Origin of the sequence: Caballeronia sp. INML1 (assembly GCF_023631085.1) — a bacterium.
Lineage (GTDB): Bacteria > Pseudomonadota > Gammaproteobacteria > Burkholderiales > Burkholderiaceae > Caballeronia > Caballeronia turbans.
Map to the genome: position 1 here is coordinate 162,634 of NZ_JALQDT010000008.1, position 23,070 is coordinate 185,703.

Genomic DNA, 23,070 nt, shown 5'->3' on the forward strand with positions numbered 1-23,070 from the left:
AGCAACCGCCGCTTACGGCTTCGCGGTGGCCGATGCGCCCGCCGCCGCGCCCGGTGCGCCGTCCGGGCCGCCGCGGTGCTTGCCCCAGCGTTCATGCATCTTGTGCTGGTGTTCCTGCATCTTCGCGAAGTGCTTCTTGAGCGACGTGCTGACGGTCGTTTTCTGCTGGTCGTTCAGCGCGTTGTAGAAGTTCAGCCACGCGGTCGCGGTCTGCTCGCGCAGTTGCGCGTTCTGCGCCTCGATCTTCTGGTGCGCCGCGTGCATCGCGTTCAGATCGAGGATCGGCTGGCTTTCCATCGACTTGAACTGATCGTGCATCTGCTTATGGGCGTCGCGCATCGCCTGATGATTTTGCTTCATCGTCGTGAGCGCGGTCTGCCAGAGCTTTTCCTGATCCGCGTTCAGCTTCAACTGGCCGTGCAGCTCGTCCAGTTGCTTCTGCATGCGCATTTCCATGTGGTGGCCGCCAGGCCCGCCGTGGCCACCCATCATGGCCGGGCCGCCGGGGGCCGGTGCCGGCGGCGCGTCGCCGGTGGCCGCGTAGGCCGTGCCGAACGTCAGCGCGATTGCAGCAGCGGCGGCGGTGAGGATGCGATATTGCTTGGCCATCTTGATACTCCCTTGATTGTTTTCGATGCCGAAGCCACGAGGCCTTGATCGACGGGTCGGTTGGAGTGTCGAGGTCTTGCGCTTGTCGGTGAGACACAGCGTAGGGGTTCGCGGCAGCCCGCGTGTTACGGCACGGTTCAGGCTTGTTACGCCGGTTTACGTCCCGCTTTCGTCGTAACACCCCGTAACCCTTGTGGCAGGGCTGTCATCAATCGAGGTCAGACTCACGCGCTAAACTGCATCCCATGACTACGCAAATACTTGTCGTCGACGACGACGCCGAACTGCGCGACCTTCTGCGCGACTATCTGGTCCGGCAGGGCATCGAGGTGTCGGTGCTGCATGACGCCGGTGGTCTTGAACGCCGCATCGAACGCGAGCGGCCCGATCTCATCGTGCTCGATCTGATGATGCCGGGCGTCGACGGGCTGACCGCGCTCAAACAGTTGCGCGCGTCCGGCGACGATATCCCGGTCATCATGCTGACCGCGCGCGCTGACGACGTGGACCGGATCGTCGGCCTGGAACTGGGCGCGGACGATTACCTCGGCAAGCCGTTCAATCCGCGCGAACTGCTCGCGCGCGTGCAGGCCGTGCTGCGCCGCCGTCGCACGATTCCGTCGGCCGCGCCCGAGCAGCGGGAGCCGTTTTCGTTCGGCCGGTTCCGTCTGGACTTTCAGTCGCGCACGCTGCAACAGGACGACAAACCGCTGACGCTGTCGGGCAGCGAATTCGCGCTGCTCAAGATCTTCGTGAACAACCCGATGCGCACGCTTACGCGCGAGCGCCTGCTCGAACTCCTGCACGGCCCGGAATACGACGGAACCGACCGCGGCATCGACGTGCAGGTCTGGCGCCTGCGCCGCATCCTGGAAACCGATCCTTCGGCGCCGCGCTTCATCCAGACGGTGCGGGGGCGCGGATACGTGTTCGTGCCGGACGGCGAGCAAAATGCGCCGGGCAATTGACACGCTGTTCGGCCGGCTGGTCGTGATCGTCATCGGCATGCTGGTGCTGTCGCATGTCGCTTGGTTCGCGATCATCCGGTTCGAGCGGGACAATGTGCAGACGCGGTTCGCCGTCGAGGAGGCCGTTTTCCTCGTAGAAGCGGTTCGTCAGCACATCGCCAACACGCCGGATCAGCCTTTGCCGCCGCGCGTGCGCGTCGTCCCGCTCGCGAGTCCGGAGGTGCCGAAGCAGCCCGGCGAGGATATGCCGCCGCCGCTGCAGCGTTTCGTCGAGGATCTGAAAGACCGTCTGCCCGACGGCACGGAAGTGCGCCTGAACGAGCCAGGCGGCCCGCCGAGCGTGTGGGTGCACGGCGTGAAGGATTCGGGGTGGATCGTCGTCCCGGTGCAGCCGCTGCGCCCGCCGCGCTCGCGCGACCGCATGCTCGTGTGGCTCGCGCTGATTTTCTCGACGGCCGTCCTTGCCGCGCTGTTCGGCGCGTGGCAACTGCAATATCCGTTGCGCTCGCTCGCGCAGGCGGTCGGGCGCTTCGGGCGCGGCCAGCCGACGCCACCGGTTCCCGAGCGCGGCCCGCGCGAATTGCGGCAGTTGACGCACGGCTTCAATCAGATGGTCCGCGAGGTCTCGCAGACGGAGAACGACCGCGCTGTGATGCTCGCGGGTGTCGCGCACGATCTGAAGACGCCGCTCGCGCGCCTGCGGCTGCGCGCCGAAATGATGGACGACGAGAAAATGCGCGACGGCGTCGTGCGCGACGTCGATTCCATGGCGCATATCGTCGATCAATTCCTCGTGTTCGCGCACGACCGCCCGGACGGCAGCGAGCCGATTCCCGTGGACGAACAATGCGAGCGGATCGCGCGGGCTTATCGCGCGGTGTCGCCGGGCGCGCCGCCGATTCGCCTGAAACTCGAGGCCGGGCCGGCTTTTGCGTTGCCGGCAGCCACGCTCGACCGGATGCTGTCGAACCTGCTCGACAACGCGCATGCGTACGGTGCGCCGCCGGTCGTCATCGAGACGCGGCGCGAGGCGAAGGGCTGGGTGCTGTCAGTGTCCGATCACGGCAAGGGCATCGCGCCGGACGATCTTGTCAAGGCGAGCCGGCCGTTCGTGCGGCTCGATCCGGCGCGCGGCGGCAGTGGTCATAGCGGGCTCGGACTTGCCATCGTGGAGCGGCTCGCGCGGCGCGTGGGCGGTGAGTGCGAGATCGGCAATCGCGCGGAAGGCGGATTGCAGGTCGTGATGACCTTTCCGTTCGACATCGCCACGCTGCCGGCGGAAGAGCGGCGCGCCGGGCCGCAGCACGAGGAGCGCGTGCTTTAACGGCGCGCTTCGTCGCTGAAGCGGCGCGGTATCAGTCGAACAGCGTTTCGAGCGCCGACGCCGCTTCGCTGTCCACCGTGTTGTATGTCACGGTCGAGGCCTCGAAAATGTAGTGCGTCGTGTATTTGCCGAGGCGCGTGAGGATCTCCTCCTGAATCACTTCGGGCGCGAGATCGATTTTCAGGAACCACGCCGTCGACGAAAGCCGCGTCTGAAACGAGCCGTACTCGGCGAGCAGATGGTCGAACGTTTCCGCGTCCTGATCCCGACACACGATGACCAGATTTCCCTTCATGCAATTCTCCCGATTCACGCCAGCGGCATTCGATTTCGAATGTCGATGATACCTGCGCGATGCGTGCGCGTCGCGACATGCGGGTGGCCGTGCGGTGACTCGATGCCTCGGCGAGGGCGGCGCGCTCGCCGCCTATTTGCCCGCGAGCGTGTCTTCCGGGTGCCGCGTTGACGGGCCGGGATCGGCGGGGCGCACTTCGCTGCGGTCACGCCCGCGCGATTTCGCTTCGTAGAGCGCGAGGTCGGCGCGCGAGAGAATCCATTCGAGCGCATCGTCCGATGCGAGCTCCGTGATACCGATCGACACCGACAGCGCCGCGTCGTCCGGCAGATGCGCGCAGTGCTCGTGATGGAAGCGCTTCCTCAGACGTTCGAGTACGGCTTGCGCATCGGCGAGCGAGGTTTGCGGCAGCAGAATGCCGAATTCCTCGCCGCCGAGCCGGCCGATCGCATCGCTCGGACGAAGCTGCGCGCGGCACACTTCGACGAAATGTTCGAGCGCGCGGTCGCCCGAGGCGTGGCCGAAGCGATCGTTGATCTGCTTGAAGTGGTCGAGATCGGCGATCGCCACAGAAAGCGGAGTGCCGACCGAGCGCGCGAGCTCGACTTCATGACGCAGCGTGTCCAGGAAGTAACGCCGGGAGAGGGCGCCCGTGAGTGCGTCGTGGCGCGCTTCGGCCGACAGCAGCGTATTGGCCGATTGCAGCTGCTCGGCGAGATCGCGCGTCGCGCGGTGCAGGCGCCGCTCGCGCGAGTACGACGTGGCGATCACGATCGCGAGCGTCACGACGCCGAGCATCGTCAGAAACACGAGGAAGCGGTCGCGGCTGTGATTGCGGCTGATCTCCGGCCAGCTCGTGAGCGGATGGACGATATGCGCCGAAAGGCCGGAATTGAGTCCCGTGCGTTCGTCGTAAAGCGAGGGCACGTTGCTGCCGTTCGCGGCGTAGAAGGTCTGCGCGAGTGCGGGCGCGAGCCAGTGCTCGGACGCGCGCATCTGCTCGCCGATATGCGACAGGCGCAACTCCGGAAACGACTCGCGCCGATAATGCTCGACGCGCTCGCGCCCGGTCATGCGCGCGATGGGCGCATCCGGCATCGCTTCGTATTCGAGCCGCCCGTCATGCGCCATCACGACGACGCCGTTCTCGTCGGTCACGAATGTACCGGCACGCGAGACCCAGTGCCGCAGCCGGTCGATGCTCACTTTGGCGATCACCGCCCCGACCAGGATGCCGTCCTCGTAAGCGGGCGCCGCGATGAAGATGCCCGGTTCGCCGGACAGGCGCCCCACGCCGTACATCTCGACGAAACCGCCGAGCAGCGCACGCGCGACATAGCCGCGAGCGCTCATGTCGTAGCCGATGAAGCTGTCGTCGTCGGCGGCGTTGCTCGAGGCAATGCAGAAGCCCCTGTCGTTGACGAGCCAGATGGAGTCGAGGCCGGAGAAGCCCTGCGCGTCGTGCAGGAAGTGATTGACCTTCTCGAGAGCGGGGCGCGCGGTCCAGTCCTTGCGGCGTTCGAGTTCCGTCCCGGCCGGGTTCGAGGCATAATTCCGCGACTCCGCGAGCGCCCGCTGCGTGAGGTCCATCTGCGCCAGCGTGGCGGGAATCGCGCGCGACATCGCCAGATCGCTCGCGATGATCTGCGCCATGTTGTCGACGATCGACGCCGCCATCTGGCGCTCGGTCCGCACCGTCGCCGTCATCTCCTGTTGTACCATTCGGTCCGACAACAAGCCGGCGGCAATCCAGCACGCGAATGCCAGCGCCGCGAGGCCGAGCGTCGCGATCACACGGTGCAGGATGAGCTTGTTCATCGATCTCGGGCGCAATGGAAGTTCACGCCTTTCGCAGGCTGAACGCGCCGTGCCGCCAGAGCGGTTGAGCCTGCGCCATGCGGGCGAGGCGGGTGCGCGGATTGCAGCGCATCATGTCTGCCGCTTTCCGGCTTTTCGCCCGCAATGGGGCGGCAGGCATGGCTCAGGCGGGTTTCCGGCTCGGATCGGGCGTCTCGCATCGCATCGGCGCTCAAATTATTGTTCGTGATAAGCCAAGATTGGACGATGTTTTCTGCCGCCTATCAAGTGCCTTCTGACGGCGTGCGACGTGCGTCCAACATAACGGATGCGCGCCGCACAAAAGCGCTGTCCGCCGTGCCGGCTGGCGTATGCGCGCCGCAGCCAGACTGAAAGGAGGCCAAGGCACGCGGGCGCGAGGCGCATTCGACGCGGACTGCCCTTCATTTTGCCCGTGCCGTGCTGAAGAGCAACAGAAACATCGCAGGATTGGCGCGCCGGGCCGCATGAAGGTTGTGCCTGTCACACGGGTTGGTGTAGTGTCGCTCGGTTCAGCGCGGGGAAACGTCTGACGCGGCGACTGCCCGGCGCCGTCGTGCGCTGAACGTGTCGTCGTTTTGACGGCCGCGTGCGTTGAGCATGGGGCCGTTTCGGGCAAAGGCTTCTTGCCCGCCGGACGGCTCGTTGGCCGTCTCAAGCAACATCCCGCGCTCGCGCGGTCGGAACAAAGCCTTACGGGGAGGGCCTTGAATGGATTTTGGTTTCAATCTGAATCGCACGGCGAATGCGTCGGCGTGGCGGATCCTGCCCAACCGGTGGGATTTCGTCGCGTTCCCGATGATCATCTGCATCATCGCGCTCGCCGCCGTCGGTTTTCACGAGACCCTGGCGCCCATCTCGACGCTGCAGACCCAGGCGATCTCGCTCGACCCCGCGAATCTTCCGGAATACGCGTTGCGCACGACCTTGCGCATGCTGCTGGCGATGGTCGCCTCGCTCATCTTCACGCTGATCTACGGCACGCTCGCGGCGAAGAGCCGGCGTGCGTCGATCGTGCTGGTGCCGATTCTCGACATCCTCCAGTCGGTGCCGGTGCTGGGCTACATCTCGTTTACGGTGACGTTCTTCCTCGCGTTGTTCCCCGGGCGCGTGATCGGCGCCGAATGCGCGGCGATCTTCGCCATCTTCACGAGCCAGGCGTGGAACATGACGTTCAGCTTCTACCAGTCGCTGCGCACGGTGCCGCGCGACCTGGACGAAGTCTCGCGCGGGTTTCACCTCACGAACTGGCAGCGCTTCTGGAAGCTCGAGGTGCCGTTCTCGATGCCGGGCCTCATCTGGAACATGATGATGTCGATGTCGGGCGGCTGGTTCTTCGTCGTCGCGTCCGAAGCGATCACGGTCGGCAACCGCACGATCGTACTGCCGGGCATCGGCGCGTATCTGGCCGCGGCCATCGGCGAGCGCAACCTGAGCGCGATCGGCTGGGTGATCCTCGCGATGACCATCGTCATCCTGGCCTACGACCAGTTGATGTTCCGCCCGCTCGTCGCGTGGGCCGACAAGTTCCGCATGGAGAACACGAGCTCGGGCGACGAGCCTTCGTCGTGGCTCCTCGACCTGATTCGCCGCACCCGCCTGATTCACCGTCTGCTCGTGCCGGCGGGCTGGATTCTTGCGAAGGCGGCGCGTGTGCCCATCAGGCTGCCGTCGTTGCAAGGCGCGCTCGAGAACGTCGGCTTGCCGTTGCGCGCGAAAGTGCCGTCCACGCGCGTCGGCGATATCGCGTGGGGCACGGTCGTGCTGCTGATCACGGTGTTCGTCGTGTGGAAGGTCGCGTCGTTCGTCTCGACCGGCGTGAGTTGGGGCGAAGTCGGCCATGTGTTCGTGCTCGGCTTCATCACGCTCTTGCGCGTGGTGGTGCTGATCGCGCTCGCATCGGTGGTGTGGGTGCCCATCGGCGTGTTGATCGGCCTGCGTCCGGCGCTCGCGGAAAAAATCCAGCCGCTCGCGCAGTTCCTCGCCGCGTTCCCGGCAAACCTGCTGTTTCCGGTGTTCGTCGTGGTGATCGTGCGCTGGAATCTGAACCCGGATATCTGGCTGTCCCCGCTCATCGTGCTCGGCACGCAGTGGTATATCCTCTTCAACGTGGTCGCGGGGGCGTCCTCCTATCCGAACGATTATCGCGAGGCCGCGAGCAACTTCCAGATCCGCGGCTGGCAGTGGTGGAAGAAGTGCATGCTGCCGGGCGTCTTTCCTTACTACATCACCGGCGCGATCACCGCTTCGGGCGGCGCGTGGAACGCCAGCATCGTCGCTGAAGCCGTGTCCTGGGGGAAGACGGAGGTCGTGGCGCACGGCCTCGGCGCCTATATCGCCCGGACGACCGCCGCGGGTGACTATCCGAAAATCATTCTCGGCATCGCCGTGATGTCGCTGTTCGTCACGCTGTTCAACCGACTGTTGTGGCGCCCGCTGTACGCCTACGCCGAAGCTAGACTCCGGCTGGATTGAGGACGAGTTCCGATGCAGAACCTGAAAAATACGCAGACGTCGGCGGCACCGGGCTTTCAGCGCCCGCAAGGCACGCCGCCGCGACTCGGCGCGGAGATCCTGCGCGTGGCGAACGTCAGCCGCGGCTTCAACAAGACGCAGGGCGAACTGCTCGTGCTCGACGATGCGAACCTAGCGCTGCGCGAAGGGGAGATCGTCGGATTGCTCGGGCGCTCGGGCTCGGGAAAGTCGACGCTTCTGCGCATCATCGCGGGGCTGATCGAGCCGACGGCCGGCGAAGTGACCTATCTGGGCGAGCCGTTGAGCGGTCCCGCGAAGGGCGTCGCGATGGTGTTCCAGACGTTCGCGCTGTTTCCGTGGCTGACCGTGCTTCAGAACGTGGAAGCCGGTCTAGAAGCACAGGGCGTGGGCGCGCGCGAGCGCCGCGAACGCGCGCTGGCCGCGATCGACCTGATCGGTCTCGACGGCTTCGAAAACGCGTATCCGCGCGAACTGTCGGGCGGCATGCGGCAGCGCGTGGGGTTTGCGCGGGCGCTCGTCGTCGATCCGACGCTACTGCTCATGGACGAGCCTTTCTCCGCGCTCGACGTGCTGACTGCCGAAAACCTGCGCACCGACCTGCTCGATCTGTGGACGCAGGGGCGCATGCCGATCAAGTCGGTGCTGATCGTCACGCACAACATCGAGGAAGCGGTGTTCATGTGCGACCGCATTCTGGTGCTGTCGTCGAATCCCGGTCGCGTGATGGCCGAGATCAAGGTGCCCTTCAAGCATCCGCGCAATCGTCTGGACCCGGCGTTCCGGCGTCTCGTCGACGATATCTACGCGAAGATGACCGCGCGCCAGATGGACGAAGCGAAGAAGAAGGGGCTCGAGCTGGGAAGCTGGCTGCCGTCGGTCTCGACCAACCTGATGGCCGGTCTCATCGAAACGCTCGCGGCGGAGCCGTATCACGGCCGCGCGGACATGCCCGAAATCGCGCGCACCCTGCATCTCGAGGTCGATGATCTCTTTCCGATCGCGGAAGTGCTGCAACATCTGGGGTTCGCCGATGTGCGCGAAGGCGACATCTTCCTCACGCCGCAAGCGCGCGTCTTCGCCGAGCTCGGCACGCAGGAGCGCAAGATGATGTTCGCCGAGCATCTGCTGCGGCACGTGCCGCTGGCCGCGCGGATCAAGAAGGTGCTGAACGAGCGGCCGGGACATCGCGCGCCGCGCGTGCGCTTCGAGCAGGAACTGGAGGACTTTCTCTCCGACAAGGCTGCGCAGGAGACGCTCGACGCGGTCATCGACTGGGGACGTTACGGGGAGATCTTTTCCTATAACGACCAGACGGAGATGCTGAGTCTGGAGGATGTCGAGGCTTGAACGGCCTTGATCGCAGTCGATTCAAAAGCGCGGTTGCCCGATGAAGGCGCCGCGCTTTTTGCTTTGGATTGGCCGTTCGGAACGGCCGAAACTGATCCACGGCTTCCTCGCACGCGCCGCGCCGGAAGCGATGGCCAACGGCTGAAGTCATGAAAAAAGCGCGGTGTCCGCAAGGGAACCGCGCTCTTCGGTAGACCATCCAGGAAGCTACTGCAAGTTCCCCCAACGCTCGACCGCAGGCTCCGCCGACGCCCATTTCCAACCGCTCGGCTGCTGGCATGCCGTAGCGATGAACCATTCGGCGGGCGCTTTCGCATCGTCGCCATCGACGACCGAGAATGCGAATTCCTTGCACGTCGCGAGCGCACTGCTGAATTCGCGCAGCACACGCACTTCGCCGTGGCCGTTCTCGACCGGCAAGGTGTGCTTGACCTTCCATGGCCGCGTCTCGCCGATCTGCGACACGCCCGCTGTCACCGCGATCATGACCTGCTGATCCTCATGCAGCGATTTGGTGATGTGCTTGACCGCCTCGTCGGTGGCGGCCTGCACCGCGATGCCCACGCCGAGCCCGATGGCCGGATTCGTCGTGAACGCGCCCGTCGCGATGCCGGCGGTCGCGCCGGCCGCGGCGCCGATCGACGCGCAGCCGCTCATTGTCACGCAAGCGGCCGCACCCGCCGCGATCAGCCCGAGACGCAGCGCCAGAGATACGTCGAGAGACAGCGTCATTGCAGCGAGCCCCAGCGCGGTGTAGCGGGCTCCGCCGACGCCCACTTCCACTTGTCGCCGTCACGGCATACCGACGCGACATAGAACGCACTGTCCGCGGCGCGATCCTTCGTCGCGTCCCGATCGACCGAGAACACGATCTCCTTGCAGTCGAGCACGCCGCTGCTGATCGTGCGGCTCACTGTCACGCGGCCTTTCTCGTCTTCTTCGATCGGCACCGAGTGCACCGCCTTCCACGGCGCGACCGCGCCGACCGCCAGCGGCCCGGCGGCTGTAGCGATCTGATCCTGTGTGTTGGTGTGAATGACGCGCTGCGTGTACTGCACGCCCGCGCGCGCCGCGGCGACCGCGCCCAGGCCGATGCCTGTTGCCACCGCGGCGTTGCTGGTGACGCTATTCGCCACCGCCGCGCCCGCGATACCGGCGCCTGCCGTCGCGCCTTCGCTATAGAGCGAGTTGCATCCACTGAGGCTCACGCAAGCGATGACGCCCGAGATGACCGCGGCGAGCGCGGCGGCGCGCGGGCCGCGCCGATGGACCCTGATCTGCATGTTGCTTTCCTTCGTCTACCCGTGTCCCGACGCTTGCCATCGGGGTTCGCTTGGCTCGAATCTCCTTGAGGTCTCGCCCTCAAGCCGCCGCCCGGCAACGCAAACACGCCACGATGCGCGGGCTTCGCGCATTTTGAAGCATGCTTCTAATTACCGCTTCGGGAAAATTGCAAGAAATTGCAAGCGACGCGAGCACGTTTCGATCGGCGCAGCGTCGCGAACAAAAAGAAGCGAGCGCGGCCATGCGCGCCCGCTTCGGGAGTCATGCAGATGTAAGCCGAAAGGCTGCTCAGCTTTCGCCGCCGGTGGCCGTGTCACTGCCTTCGGAGTCTTCGTTTTCGTATGCGCCGAGGCGGTTATACAAGGTCTTGAGGCTCACGCCGAGCGCCTTTGCCGCACGCCGCTTGTCGCCACCGCAATGCTTGAGCGTGCCGAGGATGATCTGCTTCTGCGCATCGGCGAGCGGCGTGCCTACCCAGACGTTCATCGCGTCGCCCTGCGTGACGGGCTTCTTCACGCGCGAGGCAAGGTGTGGATGCGCGATCTCCACCGTCTTCTCCGCGAGGATGAACGCGCGATAGACCGTGTTCTTCAGCTCGCGCACGTTGCCCGGCCACGAATAGGTGCGCAGCACGTCGAGTGCGCGCTTGCTGAAGACCTTGCTCGTGCCTTCCTGCGCGTTCATTTCCGAGAGGAAATATTGTGCAAGCAGTTCGCGGTCCGAATCGCGCTCGCGCAGCGGCGGCGCGCGCAACGGGAATACCGCGAGGCGATACATCAGATCCTCGCGCAAGCCATTTTCCTTCACGGCGACGATGGGATCGCGATTGGTCGCCGCGATCACGCGTACATCGGAGCTGATGAGATCGTTGCCGCCCACACGAAAGAACGTGCCCGTCTCGAGCGCGCGCAGCAGTTTCACTTGCCGCACGGGCGACATCTCGGTGACTTCGTCGAGAAAGAGCGTGCCGCCATTCGCGTGCTCGAAATAGCCGATGCGCCCCTGCACCGCACCCGTGAAGCTGCCTTTCTCGTGACCGAAAAGCTCGGCTTCGATCAGATTGTCGGGAATCGCGCCGCAGTTCACCGCGATGAACGGCGCGTCCTTGCGCGCGCTATGGTCGTGAATCGTCCGGGCGACGAGTTCCTTGCCGGTACCCGACTCGCCGATGATGAGCGCCGTCGCATCGGTCGCGGCGACGCGCTCGATTTGCGCATACAACTCCAGCATCACGGGCGACGAGCCATAGAGCAGTCCATAGGACTTCAAGCCCGGCACTTCCCCCGTGTTGCGCTTTCTTTGCGCGGGTGTATCGCCGACCGCTGCGGGCGGCGGATCCAGTTCGGTTGACGCCATGTGTCCTGATCGTTCCAGTTCTGCGTATGTGGTGGGCGGGCGGCGGCCTGCGCGGGCGGCGCCGGTCGCAGCCGGCGTGGCGCAGTGCGGCGCGCGAGCGGCGCAACCGTGGGTGACCGCGCGCATCGGCATATCACGCGCCCGTGCGCGCTGCCCGTCGTGCTCACGTCAGCCGTGAGCCGCTCTTCCTCGTGGTGCGTCGGTGCCGGGTCGCCTGCATCGCGTGTCTGCGCAACGCCGATTGCTTACAGGCGAACCTATCTCATAAACGCTATTTAACCATTCGCAACGACCTTGCGGCAATGTGCCGGCCGACCGGCGGCGCATTTTGTCTGAATGGGCAGCGCGTCCGGAGAGCTTGCGGAAAGGTTCTCCTTTACGCACTGAGAAATTACAAGCGCACAGCGTAATTGTTACCCGATTCGCTGACGCTTCGCGGCGCAGGCGCGGGTCGTACTCCAGTACGCCGTCACTGGCACGAAAGCTGCGTTCGCTTGGGTCATCGTGATTCTTATTCGAAAGTTCGCCAACGACCTTGGCATCGTGGGCGCACACACGAGGAAAGGCGAGAGAGGCAAAAGCATCATGGAAGACTTCTTTAGTTTCGACGGTGCCGCTCACGACCGCACGATCCCCAAGCGGCCGATCCGCACGCGGCGTGCGCAAGCGGGCGGCAGCGATGGTCAGGAACTCGTGCCCGGCGAGCCGATCGACATCTATCACTGGGCCGCCGTCGCGCTCGTCACCGCGCTGATGTGCGCGGTGCTAGGCTATGCGGCAGGCACGCCGGCGCTGGCGCGCGCAGCGAACGTGACCAGTTTCGTGTTCGGCGCAATGGGCGGCGCGTTGATGGCAAGCGGCGTCGTGCGCAGCCTGCGCGCCCGTCTCGAAACAGACGCGCGCCTTCCCGTGAGCCGCCTTCCGGTCGCCGAAACACGCTGATCGAGCTTCGGCCTACTCATACACATCCCAATTGCGCGAGGACTACATTCCATGAGTCAGACGACTGTCCAGCTTGCGTTGGGCAAGCAAAAGATCATTGAAGACATCAAGGTGCTGCTGAACGATTCGGAGGAGTTGCTGCGATTGTCGGCGACGCTGCCGGGCGAGGGCGTCGAGGCGCTCCGTTCGCGTCTGCGCGATCACGTCGATTCGGCGCGTAACGCGCTCGAGGATGCACAGGCGAGTGCGCAAAGCCGCTATCGCGCGGGCGTCGATTGCACTGAGAAATATGTGAAGGACAATCCGTGGCAGTCGCTCGGCATTGCCGCGGGCGTCGGCTTTCTGGTGGGACTTCTGGTTTCGCGCTGATTCGCGGCGTATTCGCCATGAAGCGCCGAATTGCGGCGCCGCGTTTCAACGCGACGACGAATTCTTGACAATGGAGAGAACACAAATGGCACGTCCTTCGATTGGAATTTTCGGCGCGCTGTTCGCCGTCGGCAGCGTTCTCGCGTGGAAGTGGGTGCAGTCGCAGGACGCGGCCGGACGGCGCACGGCGCGCGAGATAAACCGCTGGGAAGACGAGGGCGGTAAGGTGCTCACCCCGGCGACCGGCACTCACGCCCAAGCGGTGAACGGCCACGGCGTCGTCGGCGGCACCGCCGATGCGTGGAATTTTCCACGGAGCTGACAGGCTTCGGAGCCGCAGCTCACGCGAGCCGAATAATCGAGCCATTGACGGTTATTAATGGTGCGACTAATCAAACGCACGCTGCTCTGGCGTGCGTTTTTATCATGATAAACGCTTATAATCAGTGAAACTCCGGCCATAAGTTGTCTAATGGAAAAACTTACGCTGGATTGAACCAGGCGTTTGGATAATCGGAAATTATTCTATTTTTTGCGCATCTTGCGTCGCGCCGATTACTTTTAATCGGCTCTCATCGCGAATCGCACCGGCCCGCGCGGCGACCCTGCCGCACGGAGAAGACCACGCCGCCACGGCGTGTGACCCTGAAAACGCTTTGGAAGAATTCGAGACGCAATGCCACACGTATTGATTGTCGATGACGATCCCAGTACCCGCGAGGCGCTAGCCGCGATCATCGGCGAAGACGGATTGACGACGGCCACCGCCGGCGATTTGCGCGAGGCGCGCATTCAGCTTGTGCGTCAGACGCCGGATGTCGTGTTCACCGACCTCAAACTGCCCGACGGCACGGGCGTCGATCTTTTCGAAGATCTGGACCCGCGTTCGGGTGTCGAGGTGATCGTGATAACCGGTCACGCGACGGTGGAATCCGCCGTCAGCGCGCTCAAGATGGGCGCCACCGACTACCTCGTCAAACCGATCAACATGCAGCGCGTGAAGGCCATCCTCTCGCGCCTGCCGCGCGCCGGCGACCTGAAGGCGGAAATCGGCACCTTGCGTGGCGAACTGCGCCGCATGGGCCGCTTCGGTCTGATGCTCGGCAACTCGCCCGCAATGCAAACCGTGTACGACCAGATCGGCCGTGTCGCGCCGACGGCCGCGTCCGTGCTGCTGATCGGCGAATCGGGCACTGGCAAGGAAGTCGCCGCGCAGACGCTTCACGAACTCAGCTTGCGTCGCAAGCATTCGTTCATCGCCGTGAACTGCGGGGCGATCTCGCCGAACCTGATCGAATCGGAAATGTTCGGCCACGAGCGCGGCTCGTTCACGGGCGCGGATCGTCAGCACAAGGGTTATTTCGAGCGCGCGAACGGCGGCACGCTGTTCCTCGATGAAATCACCGAGATGCCGATCGAGCTTCAGGTGAAGCTGCTGCGCGTGCTGGAGACGGGCATGTTCATGCGCGTCGGCACGACCAAGGAGCTCGAGACCGACGTGCGCCTCATCGCCGCGACCAACCGCGATCCCGAGCAGGCGGTGCTCGAAGGCAAGCTGCGCCTCGATCTCTATCACCGCCTGAACGTGTTTCCGATCAACCTGCCGCCGTTGCGCGAGCGGGGCAAGGACGTCGATCTGCTCGGGCAGGCGTTCCTCGACGAACTGAACTCCCGCTACAACACGAAGAAGGCGTTCCCGCCCGCCATGCGCGAGATGCTGGCCTCATACAACTGGCCGGGCAACGTACGTGAGCTGAAGAACTACGTGCAGCGCGCCTACATCATGTCGGGGTCGGATTCGGACAGCACGGCGACCGTGCCGTTGCAGATTTCGCTGTCAAAACCATCGGCCGGCACGGCGGTGACTATTCCTTTCGGCACTTCGCTCGCGCAAGCTGACCGGCAGCTCATCCTCGCGACGCTCGACCAGTGCGGCGGCGTGAAGACGCGCGCCGCCGAAATCCTCGGGATCAGCCTCAAAACGCTCTATAACCGGCTCGTCGAGTATGGCGAGGACGCGAACAAGGCAGCGGTCGGCGAGGGTGGCGATATTAACGAGTCCGACAGCGAAAATTCCTGAACTTCGCTTATCTTTAGACAAAACAACGCCTGCGGCTTTTAAAAAGCGCAGGCGTTTTTCATTGGCAGGCGCGTTTTCTACGCCGATAATGGGACGGAAGAAGCGCAACGGACGCTAACGAAGGGCATGCCCCTTGCTGTCGGTCGAGTGACATCCGCGCGTGGCGCGCAGGCGCCGACGGATGGCGAAAGTACGATCACAAGACCGCAAGGAGCCCGCCATGTCATACAGCCCGTCCAATCGCGCTTCCAATGGTGCCCGTATCGAGGCACAGACGCCGCAGCCGCCGGATCCGCCTGTGACGCCGCCCGATCAGCCGCCGCCCACGCCGATTCCGCCCGACACGAATCCGGACCCGACGCGCGAGCCGCCCGAGCCGCCGTCGCAGCCGATCGGCGACCCGCCGCCGGGGCCCGGCGATACGCCGCACGTGTACTAGCAGCAGAGAAAGACGCTGGAATGCAGACGTTGGACAATGCCCAGAATTCGTGCAAGGTTTGAATAAGTTTCCATCCGCAGCGTAGGGATTACAACGGATGGCGCAATAATGACCGGCGACACAGGCTGTCGCCGGTCGCTTTTTCTGAAGCTGCGCTTCTCGGAGCGCATCGGTCCGGCGCCGCCGACGTCACTATCGCGACGGCCTTCTTCTCTGGAGGCATCATGAGGCATCCCGCACTCCGACGCTCAGCGCGTCACTCGTCCAAGCGCGAAGCGCGCGCCGAAGCCGCCAAGGCTGTAGGCACGCAGGGCGCATCCGCGCCGCCCGCCGATCACGATCCCGCCGGTCAGAACCGCCCCGCGCCTGGCGCGCCGCCCGATGGCGAGCATAACCAGGGCGGCGTGCGCCGCGAGGGCATCGACTATCAGCGCGATCTGGGTTCCGAGCAGGACGCGTGATTGCAGCCGGCGGGAGCACCCGGCGCAAGAATAAAAATCTACACGCGGCCGCGTTCGCCGCGTATTTTCGTTCGTCCGTAACATCCTCATACAAATTTTCATTCACAAAGGCCGACAAAAAGGCACAGCTTTTGCATACCCTTGATCGCCAATTCGAGCATGCAACGACAACTGATGAGGTGATGCTGTAATGAGCAGATTGATCGTGGTATCGAATCGCGTCGCACCGATCCAGGAGGGCAAGCCCAGCGCAGGCGGCCTCGCGATCGGCGTTCTCGACGCGCTCAAGGAGACTGGGGGCGTGTGGTTCGGGTGGAGCGGCGAGATCGTCGGCGAGTCGGGCGCTCCTGTCGTGGAGAAGGGCGGCAAGGTGACTTACGCGACCGTCGGACTCACACGCCGCGATTACGACCAGTACTACCGAGGTTTCTCGAACGCCACGTTGTGGCCGACGTTCCACTACCGCAATGACCTGTCGCGCTTCGATCGCGAGGAATATGCGGGTTATATGCGCGTCAACGCCAGCCTCGCCGCGAAGCTGAAGACGATGCTCAAGCCCGATGACATCATCTGGGTGCACGACTATCACATGCTTCCGTTCGCGCAGGAGTTGAGAAAGCTCGGCGTCGCGAATCCTATCGGCTTCTTCCTGCACATTCCGTTTCCGGTGCCGGAGATGATGCGCACCGTGCCGCCGCACGAGGAACTGATTGCGGCGATGTGCCAGTACGACGTCGTGGGCTTTCAGACGGACAGCGACAAGCAGTCGTTCATCGATTATGTGGAGCGCACGAGTCGCGGCCACTTCAACGAGGACGACGGCATGCTGCAGGCATTCGGCCGCATGCTGAAAGTGGGTGCCTATCCGATCGGCATTTATCCGGATGCGATCGCGAAGGCCGCCGAGCAGTTCGCGAACCGCAAGCAGGTGAAAAGCCTGCGCGACAGCATGCACGGGCGCAAGCTCATCATGAGCGTCGACCGCCTCGACTATTCGAAGGGTCTCGTCGAGCGCTTTCAGGCGTTCGAGCGGCTTCTGCTGAACGCGCCGGGCTGGCATGGCCGCGTGTCGCTCGTGCAGATCGCGCCGCCGACGCGCTCGGACGTGCAGACCTACCAGCGCATCCGCCAGAATCTCGAAGGCGAGGCGGGCCGCATCAACGGACGATTCGCCCAGCTCGACTGGACGCCGATCCAGTATCTCAACCGCAAATACGAGCGCAATCTGCTGATGGCGCTATTCCGTCTCTCGCAGGTCGGCTATGTGACGCCGCTGCGCGACGGCATGAATCTCGTCGCGAAGGAGTATGTCGCGTCACAGGATCCGGCCGATCCGGGGGCGCTCGTCCTGTCGCAGTTCGCGGGCGCGGCAGATCAATTGCCGGGCGCGCTCGTCGTCAATCCGTTCGATTTGTCGCAGATGTCCGAAGCGCTGGAGCGTGCGTTGTCGATGCCGCTCGCCGAGCGTCAGGCGCGTCACGCCGACATGATGGCGCCGCTGCGCGAGAACAACCTTTCGGTATGGCGCGATTCGTTCATGTCGGATTTGCGCAGTGTCGCCACCGCGACGTCCGTTACCGAAAAGACCGTCAAGACGGTGAAGCAGGGCGCAGCCGAAGCCAGGCGTCCGGCGGCGAAGGCCTGAATCCGTACTGAACGTCGTCACGCACTCAGAGCCCCGCGCCTCGAAAGAAGCGCGGGGTTTTTCATGCGTCGCTCCGGAACGGTCGCGGAACGGGATTTGCGGACTCATCACGGACACGATCGAAGGAGGTCATGATGAGTGGAAGCACATTGAACCCGCCCGAAGACGACGGCGCGGAATACGGCAAGGGGCACGGCACCGGAGCACTCGGCCCGAGCGACTCGTCGGACAGCGGGTCGGACGTGCAGGGCGAAAAGCGCTATCCCGGCGACATCGAAGATGAGCTGGACGCGCACGCGCTCGGCCAGTCCAAGGCGGAGCTAGCCAGCGATACGGACCGCTTCGGCACTGGCGAAAGCGCGTCGGCGGACGGCGACAACAATCTGGAGGCCGACTCCGATATCCTCCCCGACGAAGTCGAGGATGAAACCCGCAGTCTCGCCGACGAAGACGCCGACCCGGCCGCCGACCAGCCCTGACACGTAATGCAGAGCGCAACACGAAAGCGGCGCGCTTCCCACGGAGCGCGCCGTTTTTTACACACGGTTCGCAGCGCGGCGCTAACATCGTCGATTGACACTTCAAGCCGCGCTCACGCTCCCCGCCGATGGACCAGGACGTCTCCGCCCCTCAATCCGCGCCCGTCGCCTCGGGCCGCACGTCGCGTTTCGGCTGGCTTTCGTGGGTCGTCGATCCGATCACGCAATGGTCGCAGGATCACTGCCTGATGTTCTCGGCGGCGATCGCGTTCTTCGCGGCGTTTTCGCTTGCGCCGACGCTCGTCATCGTGATCGCGGTGGCGAGCGTCTTCTTCGGCGCCGATGCCGTGCAAGGGCGGCTCTTCGCCGAGATCAGCGGTGTCGTGGGCGTGGACGCCGCCCGCACGCTGGAGGCGATCGTCGCGAACGCGTGGCACGCCGACATCGCGCGCAGCACGGCGATTCTCTCTGTCGCGGGCGTGCTGATCGGCGCGTCGGCGACGTTCTCCTCGCTGCACAGCGCGCTCAACGTCATCTGGCCGACGCCTGCGGTGAGCACGCGCGAGAGCATCGTCACGCTGCTGCGCGTGCGGCTGATGTCGTTCGGGCTGGTGGTCGGTTCGGGGCTGCTCGTCGCGGTGCTGCTTGTGCTCGATGCGCTCGTCGAGATACTCGGGCATTGGGTGCTCGGCGACGGCAGCCCGTTCATCGTCCTGTCGGGCCTCACGCGGCGCGCGATATCGCTCGGTGTGCTGATGATCGCCTTCACGGTACTGCTCAAGTTCCTGCCGACGACGCGCATGCGCTGGTGCGATGCCGCGCTCGGCGCCGCCGCCGCCGCGCTGCTCTTCGAAGGCGGCAAGCGCCTTTTCGCGTTCTATCTCGCGCACGCGGGCACGGCGAACATGTTCGGCGCGGCCGGATCGCTCGCGATCATCCTCATGTGGCTCTACTACTCGGCCGCGGTCTTTCTGCTCGGCGCCGAGCTCGCGGCGACGGCGGCGAGAAAGCGCACGCATCGCGCGTCGGGCTGGCGCTGACCGGACAAAAAAAGGCCGTCCGAAAGCGGACGGCCTGCGATTACGCTCGTGTCGCTCAGGCGCCTCGCTTGACCGGGTCGTCGCCGAACGCTTGAGAGCGTGAGAACCGATGACGCGCGCGCCGCATCACGCCTGACGGCGCAGTTCGGCGGGCGGCACCTTCATCAGATGGCGATACTTCGCCACCGTGCGGCGGGCGACGATCACGCCCTGATCCGCGAGCATCTTCGCGAGACTCACATCGGACAGCGGATCGCGCGTGTTCTCCTTCGAGATCATTTCCTTGAGCAGCGCGCGCACCGCCGCAGCCGAGCAGGTGCCGCCGCTTTCCGTGCTCAGTTCGCGCGGGAAGAAGTGCTTGAACTCGAAGATGCCGCGCGGCGTGGCCATATACTTGTTGCCGGTCGCGCGCGAGATGGTCGATTCGTGCAAACCGAGTTCATCGGCGACATCGCGCAGCACGAGCGGCTTGAGCGCGATCTCGCCGTAGTCGAAGAACGCCTTCTGATGCGAGACGATGCATTCGGCGACGCGCTGGATCGTCGTAAAACGCTGCTGCGCGTTGCGGATCAGCCAGCGCGCTTCCTGCAACTGCTGCGCGAGCGGCGAGCGGCTCGCGCCGGCCGATTGCGCGAAAAGCTCTGCATACATGCGATGGATGCGCGCGCGCGGCAGCACGGCCGGGTTGATCGTCACGACCCATTGCTTCTTCACCTGACGCACGATAACGTCGGGCACCACGTAGTTGTCCTCGCTCTGGCCGTAGTTCTCGCCCGGCTTCGGATCGAGGCGGCGCACGAGCGCGCACGCGATGCGCAGTTCATCCGCGCTGCAGCCGATCTTTTTTTGCAGTTCGGCCTGCTCGCGCCGCGCGAGACGCTCCAGATGATGCGTGACGATCTCGAGCGCAACCGCACGGCCCGGCGTGTCCTCTTCGAGCGCTTCGAGCTGCAGCGCGAGGCATTCGGAGAGATTGCGCGCGCCGACGCCCGGCTTGTCGAGCGACTGCACGAGCTTGAGCGCGATATTGAGTTCATCCTCGTGCAGCGCGGGCTCGATTTCCACGACATTGGCGAGCTCGCTCAATTCCTGGCGCAGATAGCCGTCGTCGTCGAGCGCTTCGATGATGAGTTGCGCAATCGCGCGATCGCGCTCGTTCAGCTGATAGAGGCGCAACGCGTCGTGGAGCGTTTCATGCAGCGACGGCTCGATGCGCACCCAGTCGGCGGGATCGGAGCCTTCGCCGTCGCCGCCATTGCGCGAGCCGCGGCCGAAGGGATCGGATGAGAATTCGCTCATCGAATCTTCGCGCGAGCCGGCATCGGCGCTTTGCTCGCTTTCCATGCTTGCTTCGGGCGCGAGCGGCGCCTCGGTGGTGTCGCTGGTGGCGGTCGACGAGAGCGCCGATTCTCCCATCGAACTGCCGTTGTCGGCGCCGAGCGCGTTGTCTTCGGTCTGTGACTCGTCGTATTCGAGGAACGGATTGGTATCGAGCGCGTTGCGCAGTTCTTGCTGGAACTCCAGTGACGAAAGTTGCAGGAGACGGACTGACTGCTGCAGACGCGGCGTGAGCGCGAGCGTTTGCTTCGCGCGGAGTTCGAGTGTAGGCGGCATTGCTTTGCTAATCCTCGATTGTTCTATACGTAATGGGCAGGTTTGCGAACCATTAAAGCAATGGCCGTGCCAACGTTGCGCAAGCTCGCGTTACGACTACGTTTTTGGCCGTCCGCTACACGTTTGCGAAGCAATCAGGAGCCTTCTTTCACGCAGTTTTTACACGCGCTCAGACAAAAGCACCGCGGGTTTGCGGCCGCGAGAGATGCGTTGCGCGAGACGGTTCTTCGACCGTCGAAGATTTGTTCGCGCACGCACGAACGCCTTGCTGCATGGTCCGTTCAGCGCACCTCAGGAGAAGTTTGTGAGCGCGGTGATGTGATCCGGCACGCAAGTTGCGGCAGAAGGCTCACGATCCGCGTGCTACGGGCGCGGACGTAATCGAAGAGCCGCCTCGCGCAAAGGCGAACGGGGCGCCAGACCAAAATCGAAAAAATGGGAGTATTGCCATGAAGACGACTCAAATCCTTAAGGCAGCCGGCGGTATCGCATGTGTGGTGTTCGCACTCAACGTCGGCGCACAAACGAATGCGGCGTCGTCGACGAGCGGTTCCGGCACGTCGATGGGCCAGAAGGTCGATGACAGCGCCATCACCACCAAGGTCAAGGCCGAATTGCTCGGCGCGAAGAACGTCAAGTCCACGCATATCCACGTCAAGACGCATGGGGGCGTGGTGTCGCTGACGGGCACGGTGCCTTCGGCAGAGGACAAGACCGCCGCCGAAGAAGTCGTCTCGAACGTTTCGGGTGTTGCTTCCGTGAAGAACCATCTTAAAATTGCCGCCAAGTAATGGCATAGTTCGTATGCCCGGCTTCGCCACGGCGGGCCGCGGTTGAGTGCCAGTAGTACGGAACCCGCGCGGGGTTCGACGATTCGCCACAATCAGGCGAAGAATCGGACGAAGCGCGGGTTCTCGCATGGGGGCATGGGGTCGCGTCGCATCGCCCGATGCTTCAGTCGCAGTTCACGCATGACGCTTCACGCAGTGCGCATCACCTCGCAGCACTTCGAAACTTAAAAACGAGTACGACCGTTCAGGACCGTACTTGCACAGGCGGCTCTCGAATGCGCAGTAGCCCGGCATTCAGAGGCCCCGGCAAAAAGGAGCTCTTCATGAAGACGAAAAAGATGGCATTGATCGGCGCGCTCGCGCTGGCATTCTCGACGGCGGCATTCGCGCAGGCAGCTTCCGATGCGGCCACGACCGGCGCGGACGCCGGCACCCACGCGAAGAAGCAGAAGGGCACCTATCTGCATCAGCAGGACAAGGCGCACAAGCTGAAGGGCGCGTCGGCAGCGGCGGCGGCTTCGGCGCTCGGCACCAACGACAAGGGTCAGCCGCAGTAAGGCGTCGGCCCGACGCTCGACGAAAAAACGGCCGCATCGCGGCCGTTTGTCTTTATGCGGCCCGTTCGTCATCGGGCCGCTGCTACGTCGATGCTTCAGGACTTCGCGGCTGCGTATTGATCGCGCAGATCGCGGATGCGGTCGTGATTCTCGACCACGCCCTGATACTGACGCTCGACGATCTGGCGGATATCGGCAGGCAAATCTTTATCCAGCGCCTCGCGGTAGTTCTTCTTCGCGGCATCTTCGCCACGCTCGCATTCGGCGAGAATCGCGTGGTCGCTGTGGCCGGTCACGGCCGACTTTACATCGACCCAGCCGCGATGCAGCGCGCCGGCCATGGAGCCGCCTGTTTCGGGCTTGCCGCCCAGACGCGCGACGACATCCTGTAACTCGCGCGCGCCTTCGGCGCACTTCTGCGCGCGATTCTGAAACAGCAGCTTGAGGCTCGGATCGCGCGTATCCTCGGCGGCCTTGAGAAAACCCTTTTCCCCGTCCTTCGAGGTTTCGACGAGATCGTTGAGTACCGATACGACGTTCGTGCTCATATAACACCTCCTTTTAGTTTCGATATTTGCCACTGCGCAGCCTCCCTGCGGGACGCGGCTCGCCGAGTCATTGCGCACGCAGCGTGCCCGCGCTTCCTGTTCAGGGGCACGTGATTTGCTGCCGACACGGCAAACAGCGCGCATGGGTTAGACGCGCAGACCACGGCAATGGGAGCGAACACAGTGAAATTCCTTAATCGACTCGCACATCGCGAGTTCCTTACTCTCGTCGCTGTCGCGGCATCCGCGCTGACCTTGCACATCCGTGAGCGCGTTATCGACATGCACGCGCAACCGGCGCAGGCATCTCACCTGGAATATGGACCGCTCTGCGAAGCGCCCGCCGCGCGCACCGGCAAGGCGCGCGTTTTGCCTGCCGCTTGCGGCGTGCGTGCGAACAGGCGGCCGGATCGGACGCACGCGTCCTGGGTGTGACGCGTTCGGCGCAAACGCATCAGCACAAACGCCCGCGGGAAGCGGTAATGCCGTTCAGTTAGCGCTGAACGGCATTTGTGTTTATGGGGTGAGAAGTGGTTGTAAACGGAGCGCCGGGCTGTTAACTTTCCGGTGCGATGCTTGCCGACCACCTC

The 23,070-nt window shown here is 64.1% G+C and carries 24 protein-coding genes; 15 read left to right on the top strand and 9 right to left on the bottom strand.

Annotated elements, in window-relative coordinates; translation table 11 throughout:
- Positions 1–12 precede the first annotated feature (12 nt).
- On the bottom strand, positions 13–609 hold the full coding sequence (locus tag NCR38_RS03860; protein ID WP_061120633.1) for a periplasmic heavy metal sensor: 597 nt from the start codon (positions 607–609) through the stop codon (positions 13–15).
- A gap of 245 nt (positions 610–854) precedes the next feature.
- On the opposite strand from NCR38_RS03860, the gene NCR38_RS03865 reads away from it, so the two are divergent.
- Both NCR38_RS03865 and NCR38_RS03870 read left to right on the top strand, forming a co-directional pair.
- Positions 855–1,577, top strand: a complete 723-nt coding sequence (locus NCR38_RS03865; protein ID WP_061120632.1) for a response regulator — start codon at positions 855–857, stop codon at positions 1,575–1,577.
- Complete coding sequence (locus NCR38_RS03870; protein ID WP_061120631.1) at positions 1,561–2,901, top strand: ATP-binding protein; 1,341 nt, start codon at positions 1,561–1,563, stop codon at positions 2,899–2,901. The genes NCR38_RS03865 and NCR38_RS03870 overlap by 17 nt, the downstream gene beginning before the upstream one ends.
- Positions 2,902–2,932: 31 nt before the next feature.
- Here the strand turns inward: NCR38_RS03870 and NCR38_RS03875 are convergent, their stop codons facing one another.
- Together NCR38_RS03875 and NCR38_RS03880 are read right to left on the bottom strand one after the other, a co-directional pair.
- Positions 2,933–3,196 (bottom strand): hypothetical protein, encoded by a 264-nt coding sequence (locus NCR38_RS03875; RefSeq protein ID WP_061120630.1) that lies wholly within the window; start codon positions 3,194–3,196, stop codon positions 2,933–2,935.
- Between the two features lie 132 nt (positions 3,197–3,328).
- Positions 3,329–5,014 (bottom strand): diguanylate cyclase, encoded by a 1,686-nt coding sequence (locus NCR38_RS03880; RefSeq protein ID WP_061120629.1) that lies wholly within the window; start codon positions 5,012–5,014, stop codon positions 3,329–3,331.
- A gap of 729 nt (positions 5,015–5,743) precedes the next feature.
- Here NCR38_RS03880 and NCR38_RS03885 point away from each other — a divergent pair.
- Both NCR38_RS03885 and NCR38_RS03890 read left to right on the top strand, forming a co-directional pair.
- Positions 5,744–7,507, top strand: coding sequence for an ABC transporter permease subunit (locus NCR38_RS03885; RefSeq protein ID WP_250476440.1), 1,764 nt, complete (start codon positions 5,744–5,746; stop codon positions 7,505–7,507).
- A gap of 12 nt (positions 7,508–7,519) precedes the next feature.
- A complete protein-coding gene (locus tag NCR38_RS03890; protein WP_250476441.1) occupies positions 7,520–8,875 on the top strand; it encodes an AAA-associated domain-containing protein in 1,356 nt (451 codons plus the stop codon).
- A gap of 207 nt (positions 8,876–9,082) precedes the next feature.
- On the opposite strand, the gene NCR38_RS03895 is transcribed toward NCR38_RS03890, so the two are convergent.
- From NCR38_RS03895 to NCR38_RS03905, 3 genes are all read right to left on the bottom strand, one after another.
- Positions 9,083–9,607, bottom strand: coding sequence for a hypothetical protein (locus NCR38_RS03895; RefSeq protein ID WP_061120646.1), 525 nt, complete (start codon positions 9,605–9,607; stop codon positions 9,083–9,085).
- Positions 9,604–10,158, bottom strand: coding sequence for a hypothetical protein (locus NCR38_RS03900; RefSeq protein WP_061120626.1), 555 nt, complete (start codon positions 10,156–10,158; stop codon positions 9,604–9,606). Before NCR38_RS03900 ends, NCR38_RS03895 begins: the two co-directional genes overlap by 4 nt.
- A gap of 289 nt (positions 10,159–10,447) precedes the next feature.
- Entirely contained in the window at positions 10,448–11,515 is a 1,068-nt protein-coding gene (locus NCR38_RS03905; RefSeq protein WP_061120625.1) for a sigma-54-dependent Fis family transcriptional regulator, read from the bottom strand.
- Between the two features lie 585 nt (positions 11,516–12,100).
- Between NCR38_RS03905 and NCR38_RS03910 the strand changes: the two genes are divergently transcribed.
- From NCR38_RS03910 to NCR38_RS03950, 9 genes are all read left to right on the top strand, one after another.
- Positions 12,101–12,457 (top strand): hypothetical protein, encoded by a 357-nt coding sequence (locus tag NCR38_RS03910; RefSeq protein ID WP_061120645.1) that lies wholly within the window; start codon positions 12,101–12,103, stop codon positions 12,455–12,457.
- A gap of 51 nt (positions 12,458–12,508) precedes the next feature.
- Positions 12,509–12,826, top strand: coding sequence for a YqjD family protein (locus NCR38_RS03915; protein ID WP_061120624.1), 318 nt, complete (start codon positions 12,509–12,511; stop codon positions 12,824–12,826).
- 85 nt (positions 12,827–12,911) lie between these two features.
- Positions 12,912–13,148, top strand: coding sequence for a hypothetical protein (locus NCR38_RS03920; RefSeq protein WP_061120623.1), 237 nt, complete (start codon positions 12,912–12,914; stop codon positions 13,146–13,148).
- Between the two features lie 354 nt (positions 13,149–13,502).
- On the top strand, positions 13,503–14,906 hold the full coding sequence (locus NCR38_RS03925) for a sigma-54 dependent transcriptional regulator (protein ID WP_061120622.1): 1,404 nt from the start codon (positions 13,503–13,505) through the stop codon (positions 14,904–14,906).
- 220 nt (positions 14,907–15,126) lie between these two features.
- Positions 15,127–15,345, top strand: coding sequence for a hypothetical protein (locus tag NCR38_RS03930; protein WP_061120621.1), 219 nt, complete (start codon positions 15,127–15,129; stop codon positions 15,343–15,345).
- A gap of 224 nt (positions 15,346–15,569) precedes the next feature.
- Complete coding sequence (locus NCR38_RS03935; RefSeq protein WP_061120620.1) at positions 15,570–15,806, top strand: hypothetical protein; 237 nt, start codon at positions 15,570–15,572, stop codon at positions 15,804–15,806.
- 190 nt (positions 15,807–15,996) lie between these two features.
- Positions 15,997–17,451: an alpha,alpha-trehalose-phosphate synthase (UDP-forming) gene (gene otsA, locus NCR38_RS03940; RefSeq protein WP_061120618.1), complete on the top strand. Its 1,455-nt coding sequence runs from the start codon at positions 15,997–15,999 to the stop codon at positions 17,449–17,451.
- A gap of 131 nt (positions 17,452–17,582) precedes the next feature.
- On the top strand, positions 17,583–17,930 hold the full coding sequence (locus NCR38_RS03945; RefSeq protein WP_061120617.1) for a hypothetical protein: 348 nt from the start codon (positions 17,583–17,585) through the stop codon (positions 17,928–17,930).
- Positions 17,931–18,058: 128 nt separating this feature from the next.
- Positions 18,059–18,970: a YihY/virulence factor BrkB family protein gene (locus NCR38_RS03950; protein WP_061120616.1), complete on the top strand. Its 912-nt coding sequence runs from the start codon at positions 18,059–18,061 to the stop codon at positions 18,968–18,970.
- 126 nt (positions 18,971–19,096) lie between these two features.
- Here the strand turns inward: NCR38_RS03950 and NCR38_RS03955 are convergent, their stop codons facing one another.
- The gene (locus tag NCR38_RS03955) at positions 19,097–20,584 is read right to left on the bottom strand and encodes an RNA polymerase factor sigma-54 (protein ID WP_061120615.1); all 1,488 of its coding nucleotides are present in this window, start codon (positions 20,582–20,584) and stop codon (positions 19,097–19,099) included.
- Positions 20,585–21,033: 449 nt separating this feature from the next.
- Here NCR38_RS03955 and NCR38_RS03960 point away from each other — a divergent pair, with 449 nt between their 5' ends.
- Both NCR38_RS03960 and NCR38_RS03965 read left to right on the top strand, forming a co-directional pair.
- Positions 21,034–21,375, top strand: coding sequence for a BON domain-containing protein (locus NCR38_RS03960; protein ID WP_061120614.1), 342 nt, complete (start codon positions 21,034–21,036; stop codon positions 21,373–21,375).
- A 323-nt stretch (positions 21,376–21,698) separates the two neighbouring features.
- Positions 21,699–21,932 (top strand): hypothetical protein, encoded by a 234-nt coding sequence (locus tag NCR38_RS03965; protein WP_061120613.1) that lies wholly within the window; start codon positions 21,699–21,701, stop codon positions 21,930–21,932.
- A 95-nt stretch (positions 21,933–22,027) separates the two neighbouring features.
- On the opposite strand, the gene NCR38_RS03970 is transcribed toward NCR38_RS03965, so the two are convergent.
- The gene (locus NCR38_RS03970) at positions 22,028–22,480 is read right to left on the bottom strand and encodes a PA2169 family four-helix-bundle protein (protein WP_061120612.1); all 453 of its coding nucleotides are present in this window, start codon (positions 22,478–22,480) and stop codon (positions 22,028–22,030) included.
- A 308-nt stretch (positions 22,481–22,788) separates the two neighbouring features.
- Positions 22,789–23,070, bottom strand: a 282-nt coding sequence (locus NCR38_RS03975) for a hypothetical protein (RefSeq protein WP_250476442.1), incomplete at its 5' end; no start/stop codon positions are given.